The sequence below is a fragment of the Polaromonas sp. JS666 genome (assembly GCF_000013865.1).
Lineage (GTDB): Bacteria > Pseudomonadota > Gammaproteobacteria > Burkholderiales > Burkholderiaceae_C > Polaromonas.
In genome coordinates this window covers 4,595,626-4,619,739 of sequence record NC_007948.1, presented here as the reverse complement: position 1 = coordinate 4,619,739, position 24,114 = coordinate 4,595,626, and the positions used below count along the sequence as shown (strand labels likewise).

Annotated in this window: 21 protein-coding genes; 16 read left to right on the top strand and 5 right to left on the bottom strand. The window is 60.1% G+C overall.

What is annotated here, in order from left to right; all coding sequences use genetic code 11:
• Positions 1–17: 17 nt before the first annotated feature.
• From BPRO_RS21875 to BPRO_RS21840, 8 genes are all read left to right on the top strand, one after another.
• Positions 18–815 carry an ABC transporter permease gene (locus BPRO_RS21875; protein WP_011485255.1) on the top strand — a complete coding sequence of 266 codons (798 nt, stop codon included), beginning with the start codon at positions 18–20 and terminating at the stop codon, positions 813–815.
• 7 nt (positions 816–822) lie between these two features.
• Positions 823–1,974: an NAD(P)/FAD-dependent oxidoreductase gene (locus BPRO_RS21870; protein WP_011485254.1), complete on the top strand. Its 1,152-nt coding sequence runs from the start codon at positions 823–825 to the stop codon at positions 1,972–1,974.
• Complete coding sequence (locus BPRO_RS21865; RefSeq protein WP_011485253.1) at positions 1,964–2,341, top strand: (2Fe-2S)-binding protein; 378 nt, start codon at positions 1,964–1,966, stop codon at positions 2,339–2,341. The genes BPRO_RS21870 and BPRO_RS21865 overlap by 11 nt, the downstream gene beginning before the upstream one ends.
• Positions 2,331–3,746, top strand: a complete 1,416-nt coding sequence (locus BPRO_RS21860; RefSeq protein WP_011485252.1) for an NAD(P)/FAD-dependent oxidoreductase — start codon at positions 2,331–2,333, stop codon at positions 3,744–3,746. The genes BPRO_RS21865 and BPRO_RS21860 overlap by 11 nt, the downstream gene beginning before the upstream one ends.
• Entirely contained in the window at positions 3,736–4,893 is a 1,158-nt protein-coding gene (locus BPRO_RS21855; protein ID WP_011485251.1) for an NAD(P)/FAD-dependent oxidoreductase, read from the top strand. The genes BPRO_RS21860 and BPRO_RS21855 overlap by 11 nt, the downstream gene beginning before the upstream one ends.
• A gap of 59 nt (positions 4,894–4,952) precedes the next feature.
• Positions 4,953–5,306 carry a RidA family protein gene (locus tag BPRO_RS21850; protein WP_011485250.1) on the top strand — a complete coding sequence of 118 codons (354 nt, stop codon included), beginning with the start codon at positions 4,953–4,955 and terminating at the stop codon, positions 5,304–5,306.
• 94 nt (positions 5,307–5,400) lie between these two features.
• Positions 5,401–6,546 carry an ABC transporter substrate-binding protein gene (locus BPRO_RS21845; protein ID WP_041389010.1) on the top strand — a complete coding sequence of 382 codons (1,146 nt, stop codon included), beginning with the start codon at positions 5,401–5,403 and terminating at the stop codon, positions 6,544–6,546.
• Between the two features lie 76 nt (positions 6,547–6,622).
• On the top strand, positions 6,623–7,516 hold the full coding sequence (locus BPRO_RS21840) for a glutaminase (RefSeq protein WP_011485248.1): 894 nt from the start codon (positions 6,623–6,625) through the stop codon (positions 7,514–7,516).
• 101 nt (positions 7,517–7,617) lie between these two features.
• On the opposite strand, the gene BPRO_RS21835 is transcribed toward BPRO_RS21840, so the two are convergent.
• Entirely contained in the window at positions 7,618–9,012 is a 1,395-nt protein-coding gene (locus BPRO_RS21835) for an L-serine ammonia-lyase (RefSeq protein ID WP_011485247.1), read from the bottom strand.
• Positions 9,013–9,136: 124 nt separating this feature from the next.
• Between BPRO_RS21835 and BPRO_RS21830 the strand changes: the two genes are divergently transcribed.
• Positions 9,137–10,039: a LysR family transcriptional regulator gene (locus tag BPRO_RS21830; protein ID WP_011485246.1), complete on the top strand. Its 903-nt coding sequence runs from the start codon at positions 9,137–9,139 to the stop codon at positions 10,037–10,039.
• 65 nt (positions 10,040–10,104) lie between these two features.
• Here BPRO_RS21830 and BPRO_RS21825 read toward each other — a convergent pair whose 3' ends face one another.
• Both BPRO_RS21825 and kbl read right to left on the bottom strand, forming a co-directional pair.
• Positions 10,105–11,079 carry an NAD-dependent epimerase/dehydratase family protein gene (locus BPRO_RS21825; protein WP_011485245.1) on the bottom strand — a complete coding sequence of 325 codons (975 nt, stop codon included), beginning with the start codon at positions 11,077–11,079 and terminating at the stop codon, positions 10,105–10,107.
• Positions 11,076–12,278, bottom strand: a complete 1,203-nt coding sequence (gene kbl, locus BPRO_RS21820; RefSeq protein WP_011485244.1) for a glycine C-acetyltransferase — start codon at positions 12,276–12,278, stop codon at positions 11,076–11,078. Before kbl ends, BPRO_RS21825 begins: the two co-directional genes overlap by 4 nt.
• Before the next feature lie 91 nt (positions 12,279–12,369).
• Between kbl and BPRO_RS21815 the strand changes: the two genes are divergently transcribed.
• Positions 12,370–12,963, top strand: coding sequence for a helix-turn-helix domain-containing protein (locus BPRO_RS21815; protein ID WP_011485243.1), 594 nt, complete (start codon positions 12,370–12,372; stop codon positions 12,961–12,963).
• Positions 12,964–13,004: 41 nt separating this feature from the next.
• Here BPRO_RS21815 and BPRO_RS21810 read toward each other — a convergent pair whose 3' ends face one another.
• Positions 13,005–14,420 carry an amidase gene (locus BPRO_RS21810; RefSeq protein ID WP_011485242.1) on the bottom strand — a complete coding sequence of 472 codons (1,416 nt, stop codon included), beginning with the start codon at positions 14,418–14,420 and terminating at the stop codon, positions 13,005–13,007.
• A gap of 259 nt (positions 14,421–14,679) precedes the next feature.
• Between BPRO_RS21810 and BPRO_RS21805 the strand changes: the two genes are divergently transcribed.
• The 6 genes from BPRO_RS21805 to BPRO_RS21780 all read left to right on the top strand — a co-directional run bounded on the left by BPRO_RS21805 (position 14,680) and on the right by BPRO_RS21780 (position 22,795).
• Positions 14,680–15,729, top strand: a complete 1,050-nt coding sequence (locus BPRO_RS21805) for a LacI family DNA-binding transcriptional regulator (protein WP_011485241.1) — start codon at positions 14,680–14,682, stop codon at positions 15,727–15,729.
• 554 nt (positions 15,730–16,283) lie between these two features.
• The gene (locus BPRO_RS28100; protein ID WP_011485240.1) at positions 16,284–17,489 is read left to right on the top strand and encodes a M24 family metallopeptidase; all 1,206 of its coding nucleotides are present in this window, start codon (positions 16,284–16,286) and stop codon (positions 17,487–17,489) included.
• Positions 17,489–18,577: an ABC transporter ATP-binding protein gene (locus BPRO_RS21795; RefSeq protein WP_011485239.1), complete on the top strand. Its 1,089-nt coding sequence runs from the start codon at positions 17,489–17,491 to the stop codon at positions 18,575–18,577. Before BPRO_RS28100 ends, BPRO_RS21795 begins: the two co-directional genes overlap by 1 nt.
• Before the next feature lie 28 nt (positions 18,578–18,605).
• Positions 18,606–19,655 (top strand): ABC transporter substrate-binding protein, encoded by a 1,050-nt coding sequence (locus BPRO_RS21790; protein ID WP_011485238.1) that lies wholly within the window; start codon positions 18,606–18,608, stop codon positions 19,653–19,655.
• Positions 19,656–19,756: 101 nt separating this feature from the next.
• Positions 19,757–21,457 (top strand): ABC transporter permease subunit, encoded by a 1,701-nt coding sequence (locus tag BPRO_RS21785; protein ID WP_198140958.1) that lies wholly within the window; start codon positions 19,757–19,759, stop codon positions 21,455–21,457.
• A 177-nt stretch (positions 21,458–21,634) separates the two neighbouring features.
• Positions 21,635–22,795: a mandelate racemase/muconate lactonizing enzyme family protein gene (locus tag BPRO_RS21780; protein ID WP_011485236.1), complete on the top strand. Its 1,161-nt coding sequence runs from the start codon at positions 21,635–21,637 to the stop codon at positions 22,793–22,795.
• 349 nt (positions 22,796–23,144) lie between these two features.
• Here the strand turns inward: BPRO_RS21780 and BPRO_RS21775 are convergent, their stop codons facing one another.
• Entirely contained in the window at positions 23,145–24,050 is a 906-nt protein-coding gene (locus BPRO_RS21775) for a LysR substrate-binding domain-containing protein (protein ID WP_041389009.1), read from the bottom strand.
• Positions 24,051–24,114 lie beyond the last annotated feature (64 nt).

Sequence of the window (24,114 nt, the reverse complement as noted above, 5' to 3'; positions counted from 1 at the left end):
CATCCAAGGACTTCCCCATGCGCAAGAACGGTTTCTTCTCATTGCTCTACCACGCCCTGTTCATCGGCTTCATCATCGCGCCACTGGTGGTGGTGATGCTGGTGTCCTTCACCAGCAAGGGCTTCATCTCCATGCCTTTCTCCGAAGGTTTTTCGCTGCGCTGGTTCCGCGCCATCTTCGACTCGACCGAGATCATCCGCGCCTTCTGGTTCTCGCTCTGGCTGGGCCTGGCCTCGGCCACCGTCGCCATCGCGCTGGCCGTGCCGGGGGCGCTGGCGCTGACCCGCTACAGGTTCGCCGGCCGCGGCGTGCTGGTGGGCTTTTTCATGTCGCCGCTGATGATCCCGCACGTGGTGCTGGGCGTGGCCTTCCTGCGCTTCTTCACGACGATCAACGTGACCGGCTCATTCGCCTGGCTGGCCGCCACCCACGTCATCGTGATCATTCCCTATGCGCTGCGGCTGGTGCTGTCGTCGGCCACCGGGCTGGACCGCGATGCCGAGCGCGCCGCGCTGTCGCTGGGGGCTTCCCCTTTCACCGCCTTCCGGCGCGTGGTGCTGCCGCTCATCCTGCCGGGCGTGGCCGGCGGCTGGATGCTGGCTTTCATTCAGAGCTTTGACGAGCTCACGATGACGGTCTTCGTCGCCACGCCGGGCACCACCACGCTGCCCGTCGCCATGTACAACCAGATCGCCCAGACCATAGACCCCCTGGTGGCCGCGGTGGCCACCGTGCTCATCGTCGGCACGCTCGTCGTGATGGTCGCCATGGACCGCCTCGTCGGCCTGGACCGCGTGCTGATCGGCAAGAACTGAACCCCGCATGGCGAACACCACAACCCCCAACAACAATAGCGACGTCATCGTCATCGGCGGCGGTCTCGTCGGCAGCGCCGTGGCTTATGGCCTGGCGCGCCAAGGCGCCCAGGTCACCCTGCTCGACGAAGGCGACCAGGCCTTCCGCGCCTCACGCGGCAACTTCGGCTTGGTCTGGGTGCAGGGAAAAGGCTACGGCATGACGCCGTATGCCCGCTGGACGCGATCTTCAGCCGCTCTCTGGCCGCAGCTTGCACAGGCGCTGCTGGATGACACCGACATCGATGTGCGCCTGGAGCAGCCCGGCGGCTTCTGCTTCACCTTCTCCGACGAAGAGCAGGAGGAGCGCCGAAAACGCATGCAGGCCATCCAGGACGAACTCGCGGGCGACTATCCCTTCGAGATGCTGGACCGGCAGGAGGTCATCGCCCGCGTGCCGGCCCTGGGCCCCGCCGTGACCGGCGCAAGCTACACGCCCATGGACGGCCACACCAACCCGCTCAAGCTGCTGCGCGCCCTGCACGAGGCCAACTTCAAGCGCCGCGTCCACTACGTCAGCGGCCAGCCGGTGAAAAGCGTGGTGGCCCAGCCGCGCGCCGGCGGCTGCCTTTTTACCGTCGAAGGCCGCTGGCAGGCGCCGCGTATGGTTCTCGCCGCCGGCCTCGGCAACCGGGGCCTGGCCGAGCGGCTCGGCCTGCATGCGCCCGTGGTGCCCAACCGCGGCCAGGTGCTCATCGGCGAGCGCACCGCGCGCTTTCTGGACTACCCCACGCTCAATGTGCGGCAGACCGACGAAGGCACCATCCAGCTCGGCGACTCGATGGAAGAGGTGGGCTTCGACGACAACGTCACGACCGGCGTGCTGGCCAACATCGCCCAGCGCGGCGTGCGCACCTTTCCTGTGCTCGCCGGCCTGCGCCTCGTGCGGGCCTGGAGCGCCCTGCGTGTCATGAGCCCCGACGGCTTTCCCATCTACGACGAGTCGACCCGGCACCCCGGCGCTTTCGTCACCACCTGCCACAGCGGCGTCACGCTCGCTGCCGCGCACGCATTCCGCGTCGCACCCTGGGTCGGCGGTGCGCCGCGGCCCGAAGAGATCGGCGTCTTCCAGGGCGACCGTTTTTTGAACCCCAACTACCGCCCCAGCCATGCCCACTGATTCCTTCTTCCAACCGCTGGCCCAGGCCGGCGCCTCCACGGCGGCGACCATCGCCGTAACCCTCAACGGCCAGCCGCTGCAGGTGCCCGTGGGCTCCAGCGTGGCGGCCGCCCTGCTAGCTGCCGGCGTTAATCGCTTTCGTAATTCGCCGGTGTCGGGCGAGGGCCGCGCACCTTACTGCATGATGGGCGTGTGCTTTGAATGCCTGCTGGAAATCAACGGCGTGCCCAACCGCCAGGGCTGCCTGGTGCCGCTGGAGGCCGGCATGGCCATCCGTACCCAGGACGGTATGCGCGACCTGCTTGCCGAAGCCAAAGACCCGGCCATGGCTCTCGCCCAGGCGATGGAGGCACCCCATGGCGTTTGAAACATCATCCCGGATGGCGCCCGGCCGGCCAGCTGACATGGTTGATATCGCCATCATCGGCGCTGGCCCCGCCGGCATGGCCGCGGCCATCGCCGCGCGTAAACACGGCGCCAGTGTCATGCTGCTCGACGAACAGCCCGCCGCTGGCGGCCAGATCTACCGCGGCATCACCGATGTGCCCGCCAGGCGCCTGGACATTCTCGGGCCTGATTACGCCGCCGGTGCGGCGCTGGCCAGGGACTTCACCGCCAGCGGCGCCCGCCACATCACCGGCGCCGCCGTCTGGCAGGTCACGGCCGAACGCAAAGTGCACTACCTGCAGGACGGCGGTGTGCGTTCCGTCCAGGCCGGTTGCGTGCTGCTGTGCACCGGCGCTATGGAGCGGCCCTTTCCCATCCCGGGCTGGACTCTACCCGGCGTGCTGACGGCCGGTGCCGCGCAGATCCTGCTCAAGGGCTCGGGCATGGCGCCCACGCAGCCTGTGGTACTGGCGGGCTGCGGCCCGCTGCTCTACCTGCTCGGCTGGCAATACGTCCGCGCCGGTGTGCCGATCGCGGCCATCATCGACACCACCGACGGCGCCGACTACCGCCGCGCCATCCGCCATGCGGGCGGCGCGCTGGCCGGCTGGCGCTACCTCAAGAAAGGCCTCTCGCTCATGGCCGCACTGAAGAAGTCCGGCGCGCCGTTCTACAGGGGCGCGACCGGGCTGCACGTGCTGGGCAATGGCAAAGCCAGCGGCCTGGGTTTTGTCAGCGGCGGCACGCTGCGCAAGGTGGACAGCCCGCTGGTGCTGCTGCACCAGGGCGTGGTGCCGAACACCCAGTTCTCCTGGTCGCTGCGCGCCCGGCACGCATGGGACGAGGCCCAGCTCTGCTGGTCGCCCGTCACTGACGCCTGGGGCGAGCTCGATGTGCCCGGCATCTTCGTCGCGGGCGACAGCGGCGGCATCGGCGGCGCCCGCGTGGCCGCGCTGCAGGGCGAACTCGCCGGGCTGGCCGCCGCCGCACAAATCGGCAAGCTGGCCGTCCACACACGGGATAGCCTGGCCGAGCCGCTGCGCGCCGAGATGCGTGAGCACCTGTTCATCCGGCCTTTCCTTGATGCACTGTACCGCCCGAAGAAGGCCAATCGCATTCCGGCCGACGGCACCATCGTCTGCCGTTGCGAAGAAGTCACCGCCGGCGACATCCGCGGCTATGTCGAGATCGGTTGTACCGGCCCCAACCAGGCCAAGAGCTTCGGCCGCTGCGGCATGGGGCCGTGCCAGGGTCGGCAGTGTGGCCTGACGGTGACCGAGGTGATCGCCGATGCGCGCGGCGTGTCGCCCGGCGAGACCGGCTACTTTCGCATACGTCCGCCGATCAAGCCGATCACACTTGGAGAGCTTGCGCATGAGGCCTGATGGCACCGGGCTGCCGCTGGGCAGCGACGTCATCGTCATAGGTGGCGGTTTCCACGGCACCTCCAGCGCATTGCACCTTTCGCGCCGCGGCGCGAAGGTCACGTTGCTGGAAGCCGAGTACTGCGCGCGCCATGCTTCGGGCGTCAATGCGGGTGGTGTGCGAAGCCTGGGTCGCCACTATGCCGAGGTGCCCCTGGCGCGCGCCTCGCTTGGCCTGTGGCACAGCTTGCCCGAGCTTATCGGTAAAGACCTGGGCGACGACGCGGCCTTCGTGGCCAGCGGCATGCTGCAGATCGCCGAAACACCGCAGGAACTGGACAAGCTCCGCCGCCGCGTGGCCGAGCTGAACGCGCTCGGCTTCACCCACGAAGTCATCGTCGACGCGCAGCAGGTGCGCGAGATCGCGCCGCGACTGGCGCATCACGTGGTCGGCGGCATCTGGGTTAAGGACGACGGCCATGCCGTGCCTTACCGCGCCGTCACGGCCTTTCGCCATGCCGCGCAGCGGCTGGGCGCGCAGTTTCATGAAGCCACGCCTGCGGAGACGATCGAACGCGTGGGCAGCCAATGGCACGTCACCACGCCGCGCGGCGTCTTCACCGCGCCGTGGCTGGTGAATGCGGCTGGCGCCTGGTCTGGCGACTTCGCCGCGCAGGCGGGCGACGTGGTGCCGATGAAGCCCGGCGGGCTGATGCTGATGATCACGCAGCGTGTGCCGCACTTCGTCGATCCGGTGCTGAGCGCGGCCGGCCGTCCGCTGTCCTTCAAGCAGTTCGCCAACGGCACCGTGCTCATAGGCGGCGGCCTGCGCTGCGCGGCCGACGTGGTGCGCCGCCATGGCGAGATCGACTTCCTCAAGCTTTCGTCGAGCGCACAGACCGTGACCGACCTGTTCCCGCACCTGGCCGGCATTAACGTCGTGCGCGCCTGGGCCGGCGTCGAGGCCTTTATGCCCGACGAGATCCCCGTCATCAGCCTGAGCCGCCATGCGCCTCAACTGGTGCACGCTTTCGGTTTCTCGGCCCACGGCTTCGAGCTCGGTCCCATCGGCGGGCAGATCGTTTCCGAACTGGTGTTCGATGGGCGCAGCACCTTGCCGATCGCGCCGTTTGCCGTGGACCGGTTCGCCCCGGCCGCCGTGCATTGACCGGCCCGCTCCTTGCCTTCCCTTTTTCCTTCTCACCAACCACACAGAAAGACCACTCAATGTCTGACATCCAGCGCTACGAATCCACGCCCCGCCTGTCCCGCGTCGTCGTGCACAACGGCATCGTTCATCTCGCCGGCATCACCTCCGCTGTGCGTGACGGCGACATCATCGTGCAGACAAAAAGTGTGCTCGATACCATAGCCGCACGCCTGGCCAGCGTCGGCAGCAGCAAGGAAAAAATCCTGAGCGCACAGATCTGGCTCAAGGACATCGATCGCGATTTCGCCGGCCTGAACACTGTCTGGGAAGCCTGGGTTCCTGCCGATGCGGTGCCGACACGTGCTACCTGCGAAGCCAAGCTCGCTGCACCGGAACTGCTTGTGGAAATCATCGTCACGGCGGCGTTGTAAGCAACCCTTGCGTCGGGCCTCTTCCCACACTTGCGCGAGTGCGTGGCGTGGCAAATGTTCCACCGTGGGGTTTAACGTACTACTGGGGTCGTCGATGAACCACATCAAGCTGGCAATGCCACTCATCCTGGCCTGCGCCGCACTGGCCGCTGCCCAACCGGCGCGAGCCGCGCAAATCGTCATCGGCCAGGTCGCGCCACTTTCCGGGCCTGAGGCCAGCCAGGGGCGTGCCTACGCCGCGGGCATGCAATTGCTCTTCAACGGCGTCAACAAGTCCGGCGGTGTCAATGGCCATACCTTCGCATTGGTGAGCAAGGATGACGGCGGCCGCCCCGAATACACCGTCAGGCTCACCCGGAAAATGCTCTCCGAAGAGCAACCGGCAGTGCTTGCGGGATACCTCGGCAATCGGAATGTCTCCGAACTGGTGAGTGCGGGAGTCCTGGAGAAGGAGAGAGTCGCCTTGGTGGGCTACCGCGCCGCCGATGTCCGCCCTGACACCCCTTTGCTGTACAACGTTCGCGCCAGCCTGCGGGATGAGCTCGGCAAGATCACTGAGCACCTGGCGACGATCGGGGTGACAAGCCTGGCGTTGCTTTACGAGGAGGGCCCTGGCGCCGCCGCGCTGATCGCGGCAACCGAAGAGGCCACCGGGAAAAGCGAGGCCACTGTCGTTTCGAAAGTTTCCTATGAAGCAGGCACGACTCGCGTCTCCGACGCGATCGACAGTTTCATCAAGGTCAGGCCCCAGGCGATCATTCTGGTGTGCAGTGGGGTGGCTGGCGCGCGCTCTATTGAGCAATACCGCGCGAACGGGGGCGGCGCGCAAATTTTTGTGTATTCGGGCGCCGACATGGAGCGTGTGGCGAAGCGGATCGCGGAAGATCGCCTGTCCTTCGTCTCCACCGTGATGCGAGGGGTGGCAATTTCGCATGTCGTGCCGAATCCGTACGATGTATCCAGGCTGGCTAAAGAACTTAACGAAGCGGCCAAAGGTGGAAAACCCGATGTGCCGGTGAGCTACGTCATGATGGAAGGCTACATCGCAGCGAAGGTCATTGTCGAAGCCGTGCGGCGCCAGGGCCAGCGGCCGACCCGCGAAGGCATGGCTGCGGCGCTGGAGAGCATCGATAACCTCAACCTGGCCGGGTATGTGGTCGGCTTCAAGCCTGGCATGCGCAGCGGCTCGAGGTTCGTGGCGCTTTCCATCATCAGCGACACCGGCAAGATCCGGCAATGAGCGAACTTCCGGTAGCGCTTGCCGATAGCCGTATCGCGGGTTTCCCCGCTCCGTCGGGGAATTGACCCCTAGCGACATGCCAATTGACGATGCCGACGGGCTCCTGGCCCACATTGCCGCGCAAGTGCGGCCCCTTCTGCCACAGGGCCAGTTGCCCCAATACATTCCACAACTGGGAAGGGTGGACAAGATGCAGTTCGGCATGGCGCTGCTCATGCTGGACGGCCGGGAAGCATTCGTCGGAGACGCTGATGTGCCGTTTTCGATTCAAAGTATTTCCAAATTGTTCGCCCTCATGCTGGCTCTCGAACGGGTGCAGGTGGATCAGGAGGCAGGTGCCACGCGCAACCCGTTCATCAATGCGGGCGCGCTTGTCGTCACCGATGTGCTTTGCTCTAGTTTTGCGCAACCTGAACTCGCACTACTCCAAACTTTGAGACAAAGCGCAGATGATGAGCGGGTAGACATTGATCAAATAGTCATGCGCTCGGAACGCGAGAGCTGCCACCGCAACGCCGCCATTGCCCACCTACTTAAAAGCTACGGCCGCATCTGCAACTCAGTCGATACGGTGCTGGATACCTATTGTCGGCAGTGCGCACTAACCATGAATACCCGCCAGATTGCCCGGTGTGCATTGCCATTGGCAATTAGCGGAAGGCTTTCAGCTCATCGCGCACGCGAAAGGCTATCAGCAGTGCAACGCCATAGCGTGACTGCGTTGATGCTCACATGCGGAACATACAACGCTGCAGGCGATTTTGCCGCGCGCGTTGGATTGCCTATGAAAAGCGGCGTGGGGGGAGGCATTGTCGCGGTCATTCCCGGGGTTGGCAGTGTGTGTGCGTGGTCGCCCGGTCTCGACGGTGCTGGCAATAGCTTGGCCGCCGGACGTGCAATTGAACTATTTGCAAAACATACAGGTTTGTCGGTACTGGGATCACCCGCAAGAACCTTTAAGGCGCTGTGACAAGCGTTTAGCCTGGATTCAAAACTAATAAGGTACGGCCTACCCGGGTTAGATTTCGACGGAATTCAACATGCGGTCTTCGGGACAAACCTGTGGCGTAATCAGCACTCAATAATGTTCACTGCGAGACCGCCGCGAGAAGTCTCTTTGTACTTGGTCATCATGTCGGCACCAGTCTCGCGCATGGTCTTGATGACTTTGTCCAGGCTCACGTGATGTGCTCCGTCGCCATGCAGTGCCATGCGCGCGGCATTGACGGCTTTGACAGACGCGATGGCGTTTCTCTCAATGCAAGGAATCTGCACCAGTCCACCCACTGGATCGCATGTCAGCCCAAGATGATGTTCCATGCCGATCTCGGCGGCGTTCTCGACTTGCTCAGGCGTGCCGCCCATCACGGCGCATAGCGCGGCCGCTGCCATTGAGCATGCGACCCCCACCTCGCCCTGGCAACCGACCTCGGCTCCCGAGATGGAGGCGTTCTCCTTGTAAAGAAGGCCAATAGCGCCGGCGGTGAGTAAAAACTCAATCACGCCGGCATCGTTGGCGCCATGCACGAAGCCTGTGTAGTAATGCAATACGGCAGGGATGATGCCCGCGGCACCGTTCGTCGGTGCCGTGACGACTCGCCCACCAGACGCATTCTCTTCGTTGACAGCCAATGCATACAGGTTAATCCAGTCTATCGCGCTCAGCGGATCTGGCTTTGCACCAGTTTTTGGCGCTGCCAATAGTGACTGTTGCAAAGTGGCGGCACGGCGACGGACCTTAAAGGGTCCAGGCAGTGTGCCCTCAGCACGGCAGCCACGCGTGACGCAGTCCTGCATGACGGACCAGATGTTAAGTAGGCCGCGATCAATCTCGGCGTCAGTCCGCCAGTACCGTTCGTTCCGTCGCATGATCTCTGCGATGCTGCAATGGTTTATGTTCGCAATGGCCAGCAACTCATCGCCACTGTGAAAAGGATGTGAAAGCACGGTGGTATCCGGCGCGATGGTCTTGTGTCGAGACCCGTCGCCGGCTACTTCTTCGCTTACGACAAATCCGCCGCCCACTGAGTAGTATGTATACGAGCATAGGAGCTCGCCCGATGCGTGAAACGCTGAGAACGTCATGCCATTTGCATGAAACGGAAGCGTCTTAGAAAGAAAGAAGAGAACATCCACTTTCTCATCGAAGGTGATGGGGTGAACTCCAAGCAGCAGGATCTGATTGGTGGAGCGGATACGCTCTAGGATTGAAGGAATCTTATCCGGATCGATCGTGTCTGGCTCAAAACCAGAAAGCCCTAGTAATACGGCGGTTCCACTGCCATGGCCTTTGCCGGTCGCGCCGAGCGATCCGTAGAGCTCGCATCTCACGAGCGCCGTTGTGTCCAACTTGTTCTCATTCACCAAGCGCTGCGTGAACATGCGCGCCGCACGCATCGGTCCGACCGTGTGTGAACTCGAAGGGCCAATACCTATCTTGAAAAGATCGAAAACGCTGACCGCCACAAAATCTCCAAGTCACTCGTGACTAATGTAGGAACGTGCATAGTACGGGTGCTATTCAGGCAATACAATTTATCTTTATTTGATGTATACATTAGGAATATTTACTTATTGATCGGGGATGGATATGGATATTGCACGCCTCAAAGCATTGCGAGAACTTTCAATCCGCCAAACGATGGCTGCGGTTGCTGAGGCACTAAACCTCACCCCGTCGGCTGTTTCCCAACAGATCGCCCAGCTTGAAGAGGAAGTCGGTGTTCCTCTAACCGAGCGCAGAGGCCGTGGGGTCAAGCTGACTTACGCGGGCGAAGTCTTGGTATCGCATGTGGAGCGCATCATGGGCGTTCTAGATGAGGCCAGCTCGGAGCTGGCCCTAATACGTAAAGAGATCGCCGGCACCTTGCGGATCGCCGCCTTTGCGACTGCTGCAGCGGCACTGCTCCCTCCTGTGCTGCAAGCGCTTCGAAAAAGCTATCCGCGTCTTCAGATAACAATTATTGAGATGGAGCCGTCTGAGGGTTTGGCAGCCCTTGGTTCCTGGAACGTTGATTTGGCAATAGTGGACGATCTTTCCGTCCGTTTGGCCCGTATGGAGAAGACGGTTCACAAGGTGCGCCTTATTGATGACGAGCTGAAAGTAGTGATGGCAAAGAACCATCATCTTGCGGTCAAAGCATCCATTGTCCTATCTGAGCTAAAGGATGAGGAGTGGGCGATGGATTCCGCAACTAGTTTCTATGGTGAATTCGTAATGAATCTTTGCCGCCAAGCCGGCTTCACCCCTCAGGTCAACGCCGCTTGCCGCGGCTCAGAAATCATTGCCGCGATGGTGGCATCCGGTTGCTCTGTGTCCATCATTCCCGGACTACGCCTTGGGCAGATCTCGCAGCAGTTGGTTGCTCGCCCCCTACGGCCGGCTGTGACTCGTCGAATCTCAGTAGCTTTTCGCCAAGGGGAAAGGTCGCATCCCGCCATAAAGGTTTTCGTTGAACAGCTGCTGCGCACTGCGCAAACGATGACGCCTTAACTCGATCGGTTGCTTCGTAATGCGTGATGGCGGACCACCCACGCATCGTTGTTTAGTCAATCCGATTAAGCATGTGCAATAGAGGAGGGTATGTTCGAGGACTCAGGGAGATGCTTGAGCATATCTGTCACCAATGCGGGCAGGTCAAACTTGCATTTCCACTTCCAGTCGCGTTCCGCGCGTGTATTGTCGATTGAATTTGGCCAACTGCTTGCAATCTCCTGTCTAAAGTCCGGCTCGTATGCGACCTCGAAGTTCGGGCGATGCTTGCGGATTTCTGCGGCAATTTCACCGGGCGTGAAGCTAATCCCTGCCAGGTTGTAACTGCCACGCTCGGTAATTGATTCCGCCGGCGCCTCCATCAATTCAAGTGTTGCGCGCACCGCATCGTCCATATAGAGCATCGGCAACGCTTCGTCTTCGGCAAGGAAGCAGTTGTATCGCTCGCCTTTAAGTGCAGAATAGAAGATATCAATGGCATAGTCAGTCGTGCCGCCGCCTGGCTTTGTCTTATACGAAATCAGGCCGGGGTAGCGCAGGCTACGTACGTCCACGCCGTGCTTTTCAAAATACCAGCGACACCAGCCTTCTCCAGCGAGCTTGGAGATTCCGTACACGGTCCTGGGTTCCATGACCGTACTCTGCGGCGTTGCATCGGCCGGTGTGGTGGGACCAAAAGCCGCGATCGAGCTTGGCCAGAACACCTTGTCCAGCTTGTGGTGGCGTGCTGTTTCCAGAACGTTGAGCAGTCCGCCCATGTTCAAATTCCATGCCCACGTAGGAGAGGTCTCACCGGTGGCCGATAGTGCCGCAGCGAGATGGTAAATCTGCGTAATGCCATGGCGTTTCACAATGTCCTTGAGCTGCCCCGCGTCGGTGACGTCCAGCATTTCATGGGCGATGTGCGCATGACGGCCTCTAGGAACCATATCACTCGTGATTACGTTGTATGAGCCGTGGCGCTCAGCGAGTGCGGTTGAGAGTTCGGTGCCGAGTTGTCCGTTGGCACCAATGATGAGAATTCTGGGTTGCGTCCTCATGCCGTGACTCCCAATTCTTTACCTGCTTGCGCAAAGGCATCGAGAGCGGTATTGAGCTGTTGTTTGGTGTGTTGGGCACTGATCTGCACGCGAATGCGTGCCTGCCCTTTCGGAACTACCGGGTAGAAGAAGCCGGTAACGTAGACACCCAGCTCCAGCAGACGACGCGCAAGGCGCTGCGACGTCTCTGCGTCGTACACCATCACAGGGATGATGGGCTGAGTGCCCGCCTTCAGGTCGAATCCGCGCGCCGCGAGGCCGGCGCGGAAGTAGCGAGTGTTTTCTTCGAGGTTGTCGCGCAAGCAGGTGTCTGCCTCAAGCAAGTCAAGCACCTTGATGCTCGCGCCGACGATGACAGGTGCAAGCGTGTTGGAGAAGAGGTAAGGCCGAGAGCGCTGACGCAGCAATGCGATCACTTCTGCCTTCGAGCTTGTAAATCCACCGGATGCGCCGCCAAGCGCCTTGCCGAGAGTGCCGGTAATAATGTCGATCTTGCCGAACAGGCCTCGGTATTCATGCGTTCCGCGCCCTGTCTTGCCGATAAAACCGGTGGCATGGGAGTCGTCAACTCCCAACAAGGCGCCGAACTCGTCGCACACGGCGCGAATCTCGTCCAAGCGCGCAATAGTGCCGTCCATGGAGAAGACGCCGTCTGTGAACACAAGCTTGTGTCGCGAGCCCGCGGCGTCGGCCTCCCGCAGCTGGTGCCGCAGATCCTCTATGTCGTCGTGCCGATAACGGTAGCGCTTAGCTTTGCACAGGCGGATGCCGTCGATGATTGAGGCGTGGTTGAGCTCGTCGCTGATGATTGCATCCTCCGCGCCTAGTAAGGTCTCGAAGAGACCCCCATTGGCATCAAAGGCCGAGCCGTAGAGGATCGTGTCCTCGGTACCCAGGAACTTCGACAGCCGTGCCTCTAGCTCTTTGTGGATGTCCTGAGTGCCGCAAATGAACCGCACCGAACTCAGGCCGAAACCACGGGTGGCTAGGGCTGCATGCGCGGCTTCTAGTATTCCGCGGTGGGAAGACAGCCCCAGGTAGTTATTCGCACAGAGGTTGATGACCTCGGTTGAGTCAGCGGTTGAAACGATGCTGCTTTGGGCGGAGGTGATCGGCCGTTCAACCTTAAATAGGCCAGCGGCCTCGATTTGCTGCAACTCCTCTCGGAGAGACGCGTAGAAATGAGCGGTGGTAAGCATTGGGTAGTCCTGCTAGGATCGGGTTATTCATCATTTTGGCGATTTCCACTAATAAACGCCGTATGTCCACTATATCGAACAATTCGTGAATATGCAAATCTCGCGTTCAGAGAGCCGTTCTGAAGGACCGCCAGCCGTCGGCGAGACCTTGAAGACGCTGCGCCAATCGCAGCGTCTTTCCCTTGATGACTTGTCGAGGCGTGCTGGAGTTTCAAAATCGATGCTCTCGCAGATCGAGCGCAATGAGGCTAATCCGACGGTGGCGATTCTCTGGCGCCTGGCCAGTGCTCTTGGCATCGACATCACTGATTTCCTCAGCGCTGGCCAAGCCAAGACCGCAGCGGCCGCCGTTACCGTCACCGCGGCCCATGAGATGCCGACGATCAAAAGTGCCGACGGGAAATGTGAGCTTCGCATCCTCAGTCCAATCAACATGGCAGGTGCTGTCGAGTGGTACCAGCTGACCATTACGGCCGGCGGCGTTTTGGCATCTGAGCCGCATGAGAAGGGGGCCAAGGAACACCTCTCCGTGCAAAGCGGCGCTATGACGGTGCGTGCCGGGGCCAGCGAAGGGATTGTGCGCAGTGGCGATACGGCACGGTATTCAGCCGATCTGCAGCATTCGATTGCCAATCAAGGCAAGACGGCAGCAACAGCACTACTTGTTGTCGAATACGGCCATTGAGTGGCGAAAACGGCCAGCAGATGGATGACTCATACTTTAAGTCAAAGCATCTTCGTGCGATCCAGGCGCTCGTAGCCGGGAGGGGGCACGAACAATCCGCCGCGCTGAATTTCAAGCGCGCGTCCGATTCGAAAAGCCAGGGGGTCGGCGTAGCGACGGACCATGATCTGAACAGCGGTGGGGAGGCCCTCGGCGTCACCCATCGGTATGCTCAGGGAGGCGAGGTCCATCAGATTGGCGAGACGAGTGAAAAGGCCAAACGGAGCGTTGGTATTGTGTACTCCGTCTATGGGCTTCGCTGTGATGGGCGACGAGGGAAGCAGGACGGCATTCGCCCCGGCAAAGTAGCGGTGAAACTCCGTTTGCATCAGCCGCCGCTGCTCCAGGTAGCCGAGGTAATCCGTGATACTCATCGTTCTGCCGCGCGACATCCGCGTCGCGATTTCCGGGTCCACGAGGCTGTTCTCCTTCTCGATTAGATGTCGGTAACGGCTCCAGGCCTCCACCGTCGTGATATTGGCCGTGAGGGTCGCATATGTTTCGAGGGGACGAGGTAGCGGCGTCTCGTCGAGGACGGCGCCCATGGCTTTCAGATCAGCGAGCGTCTCCTTGAACCGGTCAAGGATGTCGGGTTCCGCAGCCTTTAGGTTCTCCATGGTCGGGTAGCGCAGCGTCAGCCCTGCGACACCCTTGTTTAGGTCGACGAGCGAATCCGTCCGCGGTACCCCGAACGTCGCCGGATCGTCCGCATCCTCTCCTTGCAACGCCGCCTGGATGAGCGCCACGTCCTCGACGGAGCGAGTCATTGGGCCCACGGCGTCGAAGACAAGGGCGAGCGGCTGCACCCCACCGCGCCCGATCAGTCCGAGCGACGTCTTCATCCCGACGATCCCGCATAGTGCCGACGGGCTGCGCACCGAGCCGCCTGTATCGGTGCCCAGCGCGACGGGCACCAGCCCGGCTGCCACCGCCACACCCGATCCGCTGGACGATCCGCCCGGGACGCGCTGAACTATAGGATCGCGCGGGTTGACCGGGGTGCCGCAGCTAGGGTTCGTTCCCCAGCTGCCGTACGCGAACTCGACCGTATGCGTCTTGCCGAGCAAGACCATGCCCTCAGCTAGCAATCGCCGGACCGCGGTGGCCGATTGCGCAGCGGCCGCAGGGGCGGACGCCTTCGATCCGGCCAACGTGGCATGGCCCTCGACGTCGAACAGATCCTTGACCGCGAACGGAACGCCGTCAAGGGGGCCCCTTGCCTGGTTGCGGGACCGCCGTCCGTCCGAGTCCCGTGCCGCCAGAAGTGCAGCGTCGCCATAGACCTCGACGAAAGCGTTCAATATTGGGTCGTAGGTGCGGATGCGAGCGAGCAACTCAGTCACGAGTGCCACTGACGTGAGCTCGCCCTTGGCCAATGCTAGTCCGAGATCGGTGGCGGAAAGGAAAGCAAAGTCCATGTCAGCTCCTTTTATAAGGTTCATACTGTAATCCAATCGATTGTATTTAATAGGCAACCGATTGTATTCGGACTAAAATGATCGGATCGGCGAAGAGCTCAAACTAGTGTAATGACGTTAAATTTTGTGGGGGAGGTCTCTTACCGTTCCCTTTTCGGAAGGTCACAACGGACCCCAAACCCCTCTTGTGTGCACTTACACGCAACAGCACCTTACAAGCGAGCACGCTACCATCTTGGACCCATTGAACGGACGGAACATGCCCACTTTATCGATCGACGATACGACGGAACGGCCAACCGGCAGACGACCAAAGATGGCCGATATAGCGCGCATGGCAGGAGTCGACATCTCGACCGTCAGCCGCGCCTTGGCAGGAAGCCCGCGCGTCACCAAGGAGACCAGGGCGCTGATCGATCAGATTGTGCGCGACACCGGGTACGTGCTGAACGAAGCAGCCCGCAATCTGCGGGATGGCCGCGCTAATCAGGTGCTTGTCATCGTTTCGGACATCGCTGCACCGTTCTATTCTGATGTTGTTCAGGGCATCGTCGAGACGCTAGCGGAACGTGGAATCAATGTTTTGTTGGGCGTTACGCTGCGTCAGGCCAAGCGCGAGGCAAAACTGGGGAAGCAACTGCTGACCGGCGTGGTGGATGGCATCATCACGGTCACCGGGAGTGTACCCAAGCCGATCCTCAACATGCAGGGCTTCGACCGCAAAGTCGTCGCGATATCGCGACCCGTACCGCACGAGGGCGTCACGTGCGTGACAATCGATAACTACGCTGCCGCCAAGGAAGTGATGGCACACCTCTATGCGATGGGGCATCGGCGTATTGTCCACATCGGCGGACCGAATCACTCCGAGACATACCGTGACCGTAGTGCAGCGTACGTCGATTTCATGCGCGATCATGGCCTCGTCGAACTGACGAACGTACGCTCAACCGACTCTTTCAATGATGATGCTGAGTCTGGTTTCGAGATCATGAAATCCATGCTCAACGATGGCTCACGCCCCACGGCTGTCTTCTGTGCCACCGACGAGCTTGCGATAAGCGCTATGGCAGCTGCTCGACAAGCCAACCGAAACATACCAGGTGACGTGTCGTTCTTTGGGTTTGACGACCTGAAATTGGCGGGGCTGATGCATCCCCCGCTGTCGACAGTGTCCGTCCCACGCTTCGAGATGGGGAGAAGGGGAGCGGAAGAGCTTTTCCGCCAGATCTACAAGGGTGAGATGCCATCGACCAAAATTGTGCTCGAGCATCGACTGGTACTGCGGGACAGTGTGGCGAAGATCTGATGATCTGATTGGCACATCCGTGGTGATGCCCGCGCTTGCCGCTGACGATCGGAAATTAGGGTCGCAACTAGTTCTATAGCCAGATCGTTGCAGGGACTGCTGAAGTGTCAGATTAAGGCGAGATCGCTGACTATGTTCACGAGCTTTTGACGGCGTACCTGCGAAGTTTGAGCGTTGAGGATCCCTGCCGAGCGGGGAGAGGCTATCCGCGCCGCGCTTCGAACTATTTGCTATCCGACCTAAGGTGCGATAGCAGCAAGTGAGTTGACATATGTTGGGTACTTGGCTTGTGATCGGCGCTTGGCAGTGGGCCTCGCTAGGGCGCCTCTGACTGACGGCGGCTGCAAAGTTGTGCATCGGCCGCGTTGACGGATTGCGCAGTCCGGTACCTCCATGCGCAGCCGAGCAGCGCGCGGCTGCACTCAATGCATTCAAGTCCTGCTAGTCGTCCCCAAATCGCTGTTTTCAAAAAAATCCATATTAGTTATTGACAATACAATCGATTGCATTTCTAATACAAACGATTGGATAGATACTTCACACAGAGAAAGCCCATGACTGAGAACCCAGTGACCTCCAGGCTCACTTTTCCCTCCGATGCGGATTACAGCGATCGCATCGAACGCGCCCAAACTGCGATGAAGAAGCATGGCATCGATGTTCTCGCGTTAGCAGGTATCGACATGCATCGCTTCTTCACCGGCTTGCACGGCCTGCCGGTCAGTAGACCGATCTGGCTGGTCCTTCCGCAGGCCGGCAAAGCCGGCTTCGTCTCGCCCGGCAGCGAAGTCAAGGAAATACGGGCTCGATGCGGCACGCCGGTGGCTGCCAAATGGGTCGAATGGAAAGAGCCCGTGCCGGCCCCCATGACGCATCAGGATGCCCTCGCCAAACATCTCGAAAAGATCGCTCCAGACGCCCGCATGATCGGCGTCGACTTCAATGGAACGAATGGCGGAAACATCGTGCTGGTCACTCAGGCACTTGGCGTCGAACGCGTCAAGGACGTCACGCCGATGATGCGCGAGTTGCTCGCCGTAAAGGATGCGGCGGCGATCGGCGTCATTCGGCTCAGTTGCGACGTCATTGCCCACCAGTTCAACGCCAGCTGTGCCAACATCGCGCCTGGCGTTCCCGAATGGGAAGTGTCGCTCGCTTCTTTTGTGGCCGGTACCAGGCGGGCTGCAGAACTATGGAACGGAGACGAGGAGCAGTCACCATTGGCGCTGGGCCTGCATATGACGGGGAGCGGGCCTGAGCGCACGGCGCGCTGCCATGCCGCTGGCGCTGGCCGCAAAATGCGGAATGGCGAAATCGTGCAAATATGCCGTTGTAGCACGGGCTTCTTCGGGCATTTGATCGGTTTCGACCGGCCGGTCCAGGTTGGTTCAAAAGAGCCGTCTCAAGAAATGAGCAGGGTCGTTGATTTCGCGCGTGAGGCGCAAGAGGCGGCGTTGGCGATGGTTCGCCCCGGAGTGACGGCTGGTGAAGTACATGCCGCCGCAATGGAAGTGATCGAGCGCGGCGGTTGGGAGAACCCCGTCCTGCACCGCACCGGGCGTTCGATTGGTTACTCCGGTTGGGACGGGCACGAGCTCAAAGCCGATTCGCCGACCGTGCTTCAACCGGGCATGGTCTTCACCGTCGAGCCGGGAATCTATGTAGATGGCGTCGGCGGCGCGCGCTTTGGCGACACGGTCGTCGTGACCGAAACCGGATGCGAAGTGCTCACCCCGTTCGACCTCGGGAGGGACCTCTGATGAAAGACCAGTTGCTCCCTGCCGTTTCCTTTCAGGGCGTCACTCGGCGGTACGGACTCGTCAATGCGGTGAGCGACGTGAGCCTTGACGTCTCGCCGGGGGAATTTTTCGCGCTGCTTGGCTCGAGCGGTTCTGGCAAGACGACGCTTCTTATGCTCCTTGCAGGGTTCGATAAACCGACCGAAGGCCGCGTCCTGATGTCGGGCACGTCTGTCTCCGACGTGCCTCCGCATCGGCGGCAAATCGGGGTGGTCTTCCAGAACTACGCGCTTTTCCCGCATCTGACGGCTGCCGAAAACGTCGCCTATCCACTCAGGATGCGCGGCGTCGGGCGTGCCGAGCGTGAGGCGCGAGTAAAGTCGGCGCTCGGTCTCGTCAACCTGACCGATCGCGGGTCATCGTATCCATCGCAGATGTCAGGTGGGCAGCAGCAACGTGTGGCGCTCGCCCGAGCTCTCGTCTTCGGCCCCGACCTCCTGCTTATGGACGAACCGCTCGGTGCCCTTGATCGGAGGCTCCGCGATCAAATGCAGCAAGAACTGAAGCGTATCCAAGGCGAGCTCGGCATCACGGTCATCTACGTTACGCATGACCAATCGGAAGCCATGGCCATGGCCAACCGTATCGGGATCATGGCCGAGGGGCGGCTTCTGCAGGTTGCGGATCCAGCAACCATCTACGCCGCGCCGTCCAATCATTTCGTCGCACGTTTCCTCGGCGATTGCTCGATTCTGCGCGTCACCGCGACGGATGGCGGCCGCGGATACGAGATCTGTGGCGTGCGTCAGCCATTGCTGTCTCCCGCAACGGCGCCTTTCGATATTGTGGTGAGGCCAGAGAACGTCGCAGTCCATCCCGTAGTGGAAGCCGTATCAGGCGATATTTCCGGCGTCCCCGCGACGATACGTGATGTTACATATCTCGGCGCTGGCTGGCGCGTAACGCTGGAGCTTCCTGACGGGCAATCCCTGCTGGCCAGCATCGTGCGTGGAGATCACAAGAACGTATACCTGGCGCCCGGCGAACCCGTCGTCGCGCGATGGGCGCCGACATTCGTTGCCGCTCTTCCGGCTGAAAAATCTTCCTGAAACAGAGTCTTTTTAAAGGAGTGCAACCATGAAGCAAGCAAAACTGTATTTGAGAATTTCAGCCGGCTTACTCGCTGCGGCCAGCGCAGTCTTCTTCCACCAGGCGGCACCGGCGGCCGGTCCCGCCCAGGTCGTGGTCGCCTCTTACGGAGGCTCCTTCCAAGACGCCCAGACAAAGGCTTTTTTCGATCCATACGCCAGAGCAACGGGTGCCAAAGTCATCGGCACGACCGGTACTGGGCATGCCAAGATCAAAGCCATGGTCACGAGCGGCAACGTCACTTGGGACGTGGTCTCGGCCGACGCCGCGGCCTTTGAGAACGAGGTGAAGGATGATCTTCTTCAGCCGCTCGATTATTCGGTGATCAAGGCCGATGGCATCCCGGCCAGCTTCCGCACAAAATACGGCATCGGCTACATGAAGTTCGCACAGAATCTGGCGTGGAACAAAGAAAAGTTTCCGCATGGACTTACCCCGGCACAGTTCTTCGACCCAACGGTGAAAGCGCGTCGCGTGATGTTGGCGGTGCCGTACTACAACCTCGAATTCGCGCTGCTGGCTGACGGTGTGAAGCCGGCCGAACTTTATCCGCTGGACGTGGCCCGCGCCCTCAGAGTTATCGACCGGGTCAAGCACCAGATTGTCGGCTTCAAGTCGCCCTCGGATGTCCAAGCGCTCATCCAGCAGGGCGAGGTCGACGTCGCCTTTGCCCCGGGCGGTCGCGTCCAAAATGCCATAAAGGCCGGTGCCAACTGGGCTTATGGGTGGAGCTCAGCGATCACGGTGGTCGAATATTGGGCGGTGGTCAAGGGTGCTCCGAATGCAGCAGAGGCGATGAAATTCATCAATTTCGCCGTTCAGCCAAAGCCGCAGGCGGAACTTCCTCGCCATATCTTTTATGGCCCGACCAATGTCGACGCGCTGAAGCTTATTGACGGTGCAGCGCTCTCAGCCGTCGCCAAGGATCTGCCGGGCAATCCGGCTAACGAGAAGTTCGGCGCAATTCTTAACTCGAAATGGTGGAACGAGAACCTCGAGTCTGTGACGGCCCGCTGGAACACGTACGTCTTGCGCTAACAGCGCGTAAATAGGAGAACGCGAAGATGACACGCAGCAGTAGGTTCGTAAATTGGGTTGTAAATTGGGCGCGGTTCTTACTGCTGACTCCAATAGCCATCTTGCTTCTCCTCGCCTTCGCTCTACCGTTGCTGGCGATCGTGCCGGCGGCGTTCGGCGGTGATGCCGCCGGGCGTTTCATACGAATTTTCGGCAATCCCGTGTACCTAACGGTGATCTGGACAACGGTGCGCATTAGCCTGGAAGCCACAGCGATAACTCTCGTTGTCTCGTTCCCGCTGGCATGGATCTTGAGCCGGGCGACTGGGGTGAAGGCGCTGCTTCTTGGGCTGTTGGTGCTGGTTCCCTTCCTGACCAGCGTGATGGTGCGGACGTTTGCTTGGCTGGCGATCCTCGGACAACGTGGCCTTGTCAACGCGACGCTTCTCAGCCTGGGGTTGACCTCAGAGCCGCTCTCGCTTCTGTTCAGCGAACTGGCAGTTGTGCTCGCCCTCGTGCAATGTTCGATCCCGATGATGGTCTTCGCTCTCGTCACCGTCCTCCGGCGCATTGACGGACGCATTCTCCTGGCCGCTCACACGCTCGGGGCCAGCCCGCTGCGCATCTGGTCAGGCGTACTGATTCCTCTCGCAATCCGCGGCATCCAATCCGGCGTTACCATCATCTTCCTCTTCACCATGGCGAGCTTCATCGCGCCGACCTTTCTCGGCAGTCAGCGCCAGCAGATGCTCGCCCAAGTAGTTCAGTCGGAAATCGACATCGGAGCCGACTGGGCTTTGGCCGCGGCACTCGGCATCACGCTTGCCCTCATAGCGACGATCATCGTCACGGCACTCGCCGCGGTAGCGAGATACTTGTCGCGTTGGCAGCGTCCGGGTTTATTGCCGCTGACTATGCCGCAAGAGCATGTGGAGCAGGTGGACAAGTCGCTTCTTCGCAGACCGGTAAAGCTGCTTCCCTCCCGTCTCCACATTCCTGCGGGTTTTCGCGGCGGCGCGCGATTTGTCGAACCGGTCTATCTGTTGTTCATATCTGCCTATATCCTCCTTCCGCTGGTCGTGCTCATTCCTGTGTCGTTCAGCTCGGCAGAGGTTCTCATCTTTCCGCCACCCGGCTACTCCTTGCGATGGTTCGAAACGATCTTTCACAGCCAGGAATGGATTGCGGCGGCACTGACCAGCCTTCGGATCGGCGCCGCCGTCTGCGTCGCGACCCTCGTCATCGCCACCCTGACGGTTCTTGGCATTGGTCGCCATTTCCGTTACCAGGGTGCTGCCGAAGCGCTGCTGATGTCGCCCTTGACCGTCCCAAGCGTTGTTTTCGCGCTAGGTGCTTATCTGGCCTTCTCGCGTGTGGGACTCGTGGATACCGAGACAGGGATCATCATTGCTCATACTGTTTTGATATTCCCAATTGTTTACCAGGTCGCGTCGGCAACATTTAGTTCCATCGACCCTTGGCTGTCCCTTGCAGCGGCAAGCCTTGGGGCGAATCCTTGGCGCATCTTTCGAACGATCGTTTTCCCCTTGCTCCTTCCGGGCCTCGCAATCGGAGCTCTGCTTGCGATGCTTCTCTCGTTCGATGAATCTGTCTCTTCGATCTTTCTCAGCAACCTGTCGGTGAAGACCTTGCCGAGAAAGTTGTGGGAAGGCATTCGCTTCAATACCAGTCCCGAATCTGCGGCCGTCTCCGTCGTGCTGCTGGGTGTGACATGCGCCGTGGTCGTTGTCGGCATGGTGGTTGTACTCAGGCGCCGGAAGAACGCTCTGTTGCCGGTGCAAGCGCGCCCTGAACCGGTTTGACGGCATCAGCTGTCTTCGTTGGCGCACCCGTGAAGAACACTGGTCCTCGATTCAGACAGGTCCATGGCTGAGCAAGATGGGTCGTTGCCGATTACCGATTGCTGACAATCGGTAATTTGAAGGTGGCGGCTGAATTCCAACCACTTACGAGCGCAGCGTCCGCTCTTTGGAGAAATTATGAAAATAAGCAGCGTAAAGGTCTACTTGATCAAAAGCGGTCTACTGCACCCAGTCATCGTGCGAATCGACACCGACGAGGGCATCTATGGCGTCGGCGAGGCTGCAATTGCGTATGGGTTAGGCGGAACAGCTGCTGCCGGCATGGTTAAAGACCTTGCGAACCGGATTCTGATTGGCCGGGATCCGCACGCCATTGAAGCAATCTGGTCGGAGATGTATGACCATTCTTTCTGGGCAAAGGGAGGCGGCCCCATCGTGTTCGCTGGCATCAGCGCCATCGAACAGGCCCTCTGGGACATCAAAGGTAAAGCGCTCAATGTCCCTGTCTACCAACTGCTGGGCGGCAAGGTTCGTGATGCCATCCGGGTCTACGCCAACGGGTGGAGCACCGAGGCAACGACAGCCGCAGATTTCGCGCGCGCCGCAGAGCGGCCACTCAAAGACGGCTATACGGCGCTGAAGTTCTACCCGCTGGCAATGCCAGACTCCAAAGGGACCATTTGTCACCCCACGCACCGGGCGCTGGATCGCGAGCAGGTACGTTTGGCTTTCGACCGCGTGAGAGCTGTGTGCGATTTGGCTGGCCCGGATATCGACATCATGCTAGATCTAAGCGGCGCGCTGACTACGGACGAGACCATCCGGCTGTGCCAGCGCTACGAAGATCTGGGCATTGAGTTCATCGAGGAGCCGGCCGACCCATTTGACTTGGGCGCGCTCAAGAAGATTTCAGAGAAGGTCAATATCCCCATCGCGGTGGGCGAACGTCTCTATACACGTTACGGTTTTCGCAAATTAATGGAAATGCACGTAGCAGACACAGTCCAGCCGGATGTTGGTAATACCGGCGGCATCATGGAAACCAAGAAGATCGCGGCAATGGCCGAGGCCTATAACCTGCGCGTCGCGCCGCACAACTGCGCGAGTCCAGTCTGCACCGCAGCAACATTGCACATCGCGGCGAACGTGCCGAACTTTTCAATACTGGAAATGTATCCCTACTCGAATCGGCATTCCGGCTATCTAGAGTTCACCGACGTGATACCCGAGCACGAGGTGAAGAACGGGTACCTCAAAGTGCCGGACAAGCCCGGAATAGGCATCGAACTTATTGAGGAAAAAATCGACACCTATCTTTGGGCAGAGATTAAAACATGATTTGCGAGGGCGGGCTGAACCGACATGAGGCGGAACCCGCCGCGCCAGGATACGAGCCGCCTGCGTCCCCGTCCATTTAACGGAGTAGAGCCGTTACCTCCGGAGTCGCCATGGTGGGACGTGCCCAATTTAACGGTCAGTCCCCATGTGTCATCAGATAGCCCAGTTGACTATGTCACGAAGTCTCTTGCCATCTTCGGCGAGAACGTTCGGAGAATGCATGCGGGCGAGGACTTTCTGAATGTGGTTGGCGGCAACTCTGGCTATTAGTTAATTCGTACACGAAGGGAAGAGGTAAGGCCGAGAGCCCTGTCAGTAGACCCCAACAGCAACAGCATGGTCGCCCTTTTTAGGGGGCTGTATCACTTGATAAGCTGCCTTTACCCTCTTGCAGTATCCAAGTGCGAAACGCCGCAAAAATCGGGCGATCCAGGCGATTTGGCATAAAGCACAGATAGTGCCCCTGATCCATAACGACAACTTCTCCCAGGGCAATCGCTCGTTTCTCGGCGAGTTCTTCTTCAATCAGGATTTTTGGGACAAGGCCTATTCCAAGCCCGCTTAGAACAGCTTGTATTAGCGCCGAATATTGAGCAAATCTCGGACCTGCGAGCGTGTGAACGTCGTCGATACCGTGCCGCTCCGCCCAGTGAGCCCATGCTGCAGGGGCTTGGTCGTGATGTAGCAACGTTTGTTTGAGCACTTCTTTCGGTGTCCATCTCCTGCTTTGGAGATGCTCAGTGGAGCATACGCAGACAAACTCGCGACCAGCAATGTATTCGCTCTCTACGCCCGGCCACACAGCTGAGCCGTAGCGAATTGCAGCATCAATCTCAGTAGGATGGGGCTCTGTAGAACCCAGATGCTGGCTGAAGCTGAACGTCACACCCGGATGAAGCCGACGAAAGTCAGCCAATCGCGGAATCAGCCACTTAGTCAAAAACGTGGGCACGCTCGCCAACGAAAGCACTCCAGCGCCGGACCCTGCTGACTTCGCCTCAAAGCTCGCCGTCTCAATTGTCCGCAAGCTCGGGCCAATTTTCGTCCAGTACTCACGACCAATGGTGGTCAACTGGACGCCACGCCCCTGTTTCTCGAGCAGCGGATGTCCGACAAAACTTTCCAATCCGGCAAGCTGTTTGCTGATGCCGCTAACCGAAACGCACAGCGCGCCTGCGGCACGGGTCAGGCTGCCGTGCCGAGCGACAGCGTCAAAAGCAAGCAATTCTTGGATTGTGGGACATGCTCGTTTCATGTCCACACTATGACAAACACTTTCCTAATCGTCAACAGTTGAGGCAGATTTTTCACTTGTCGCC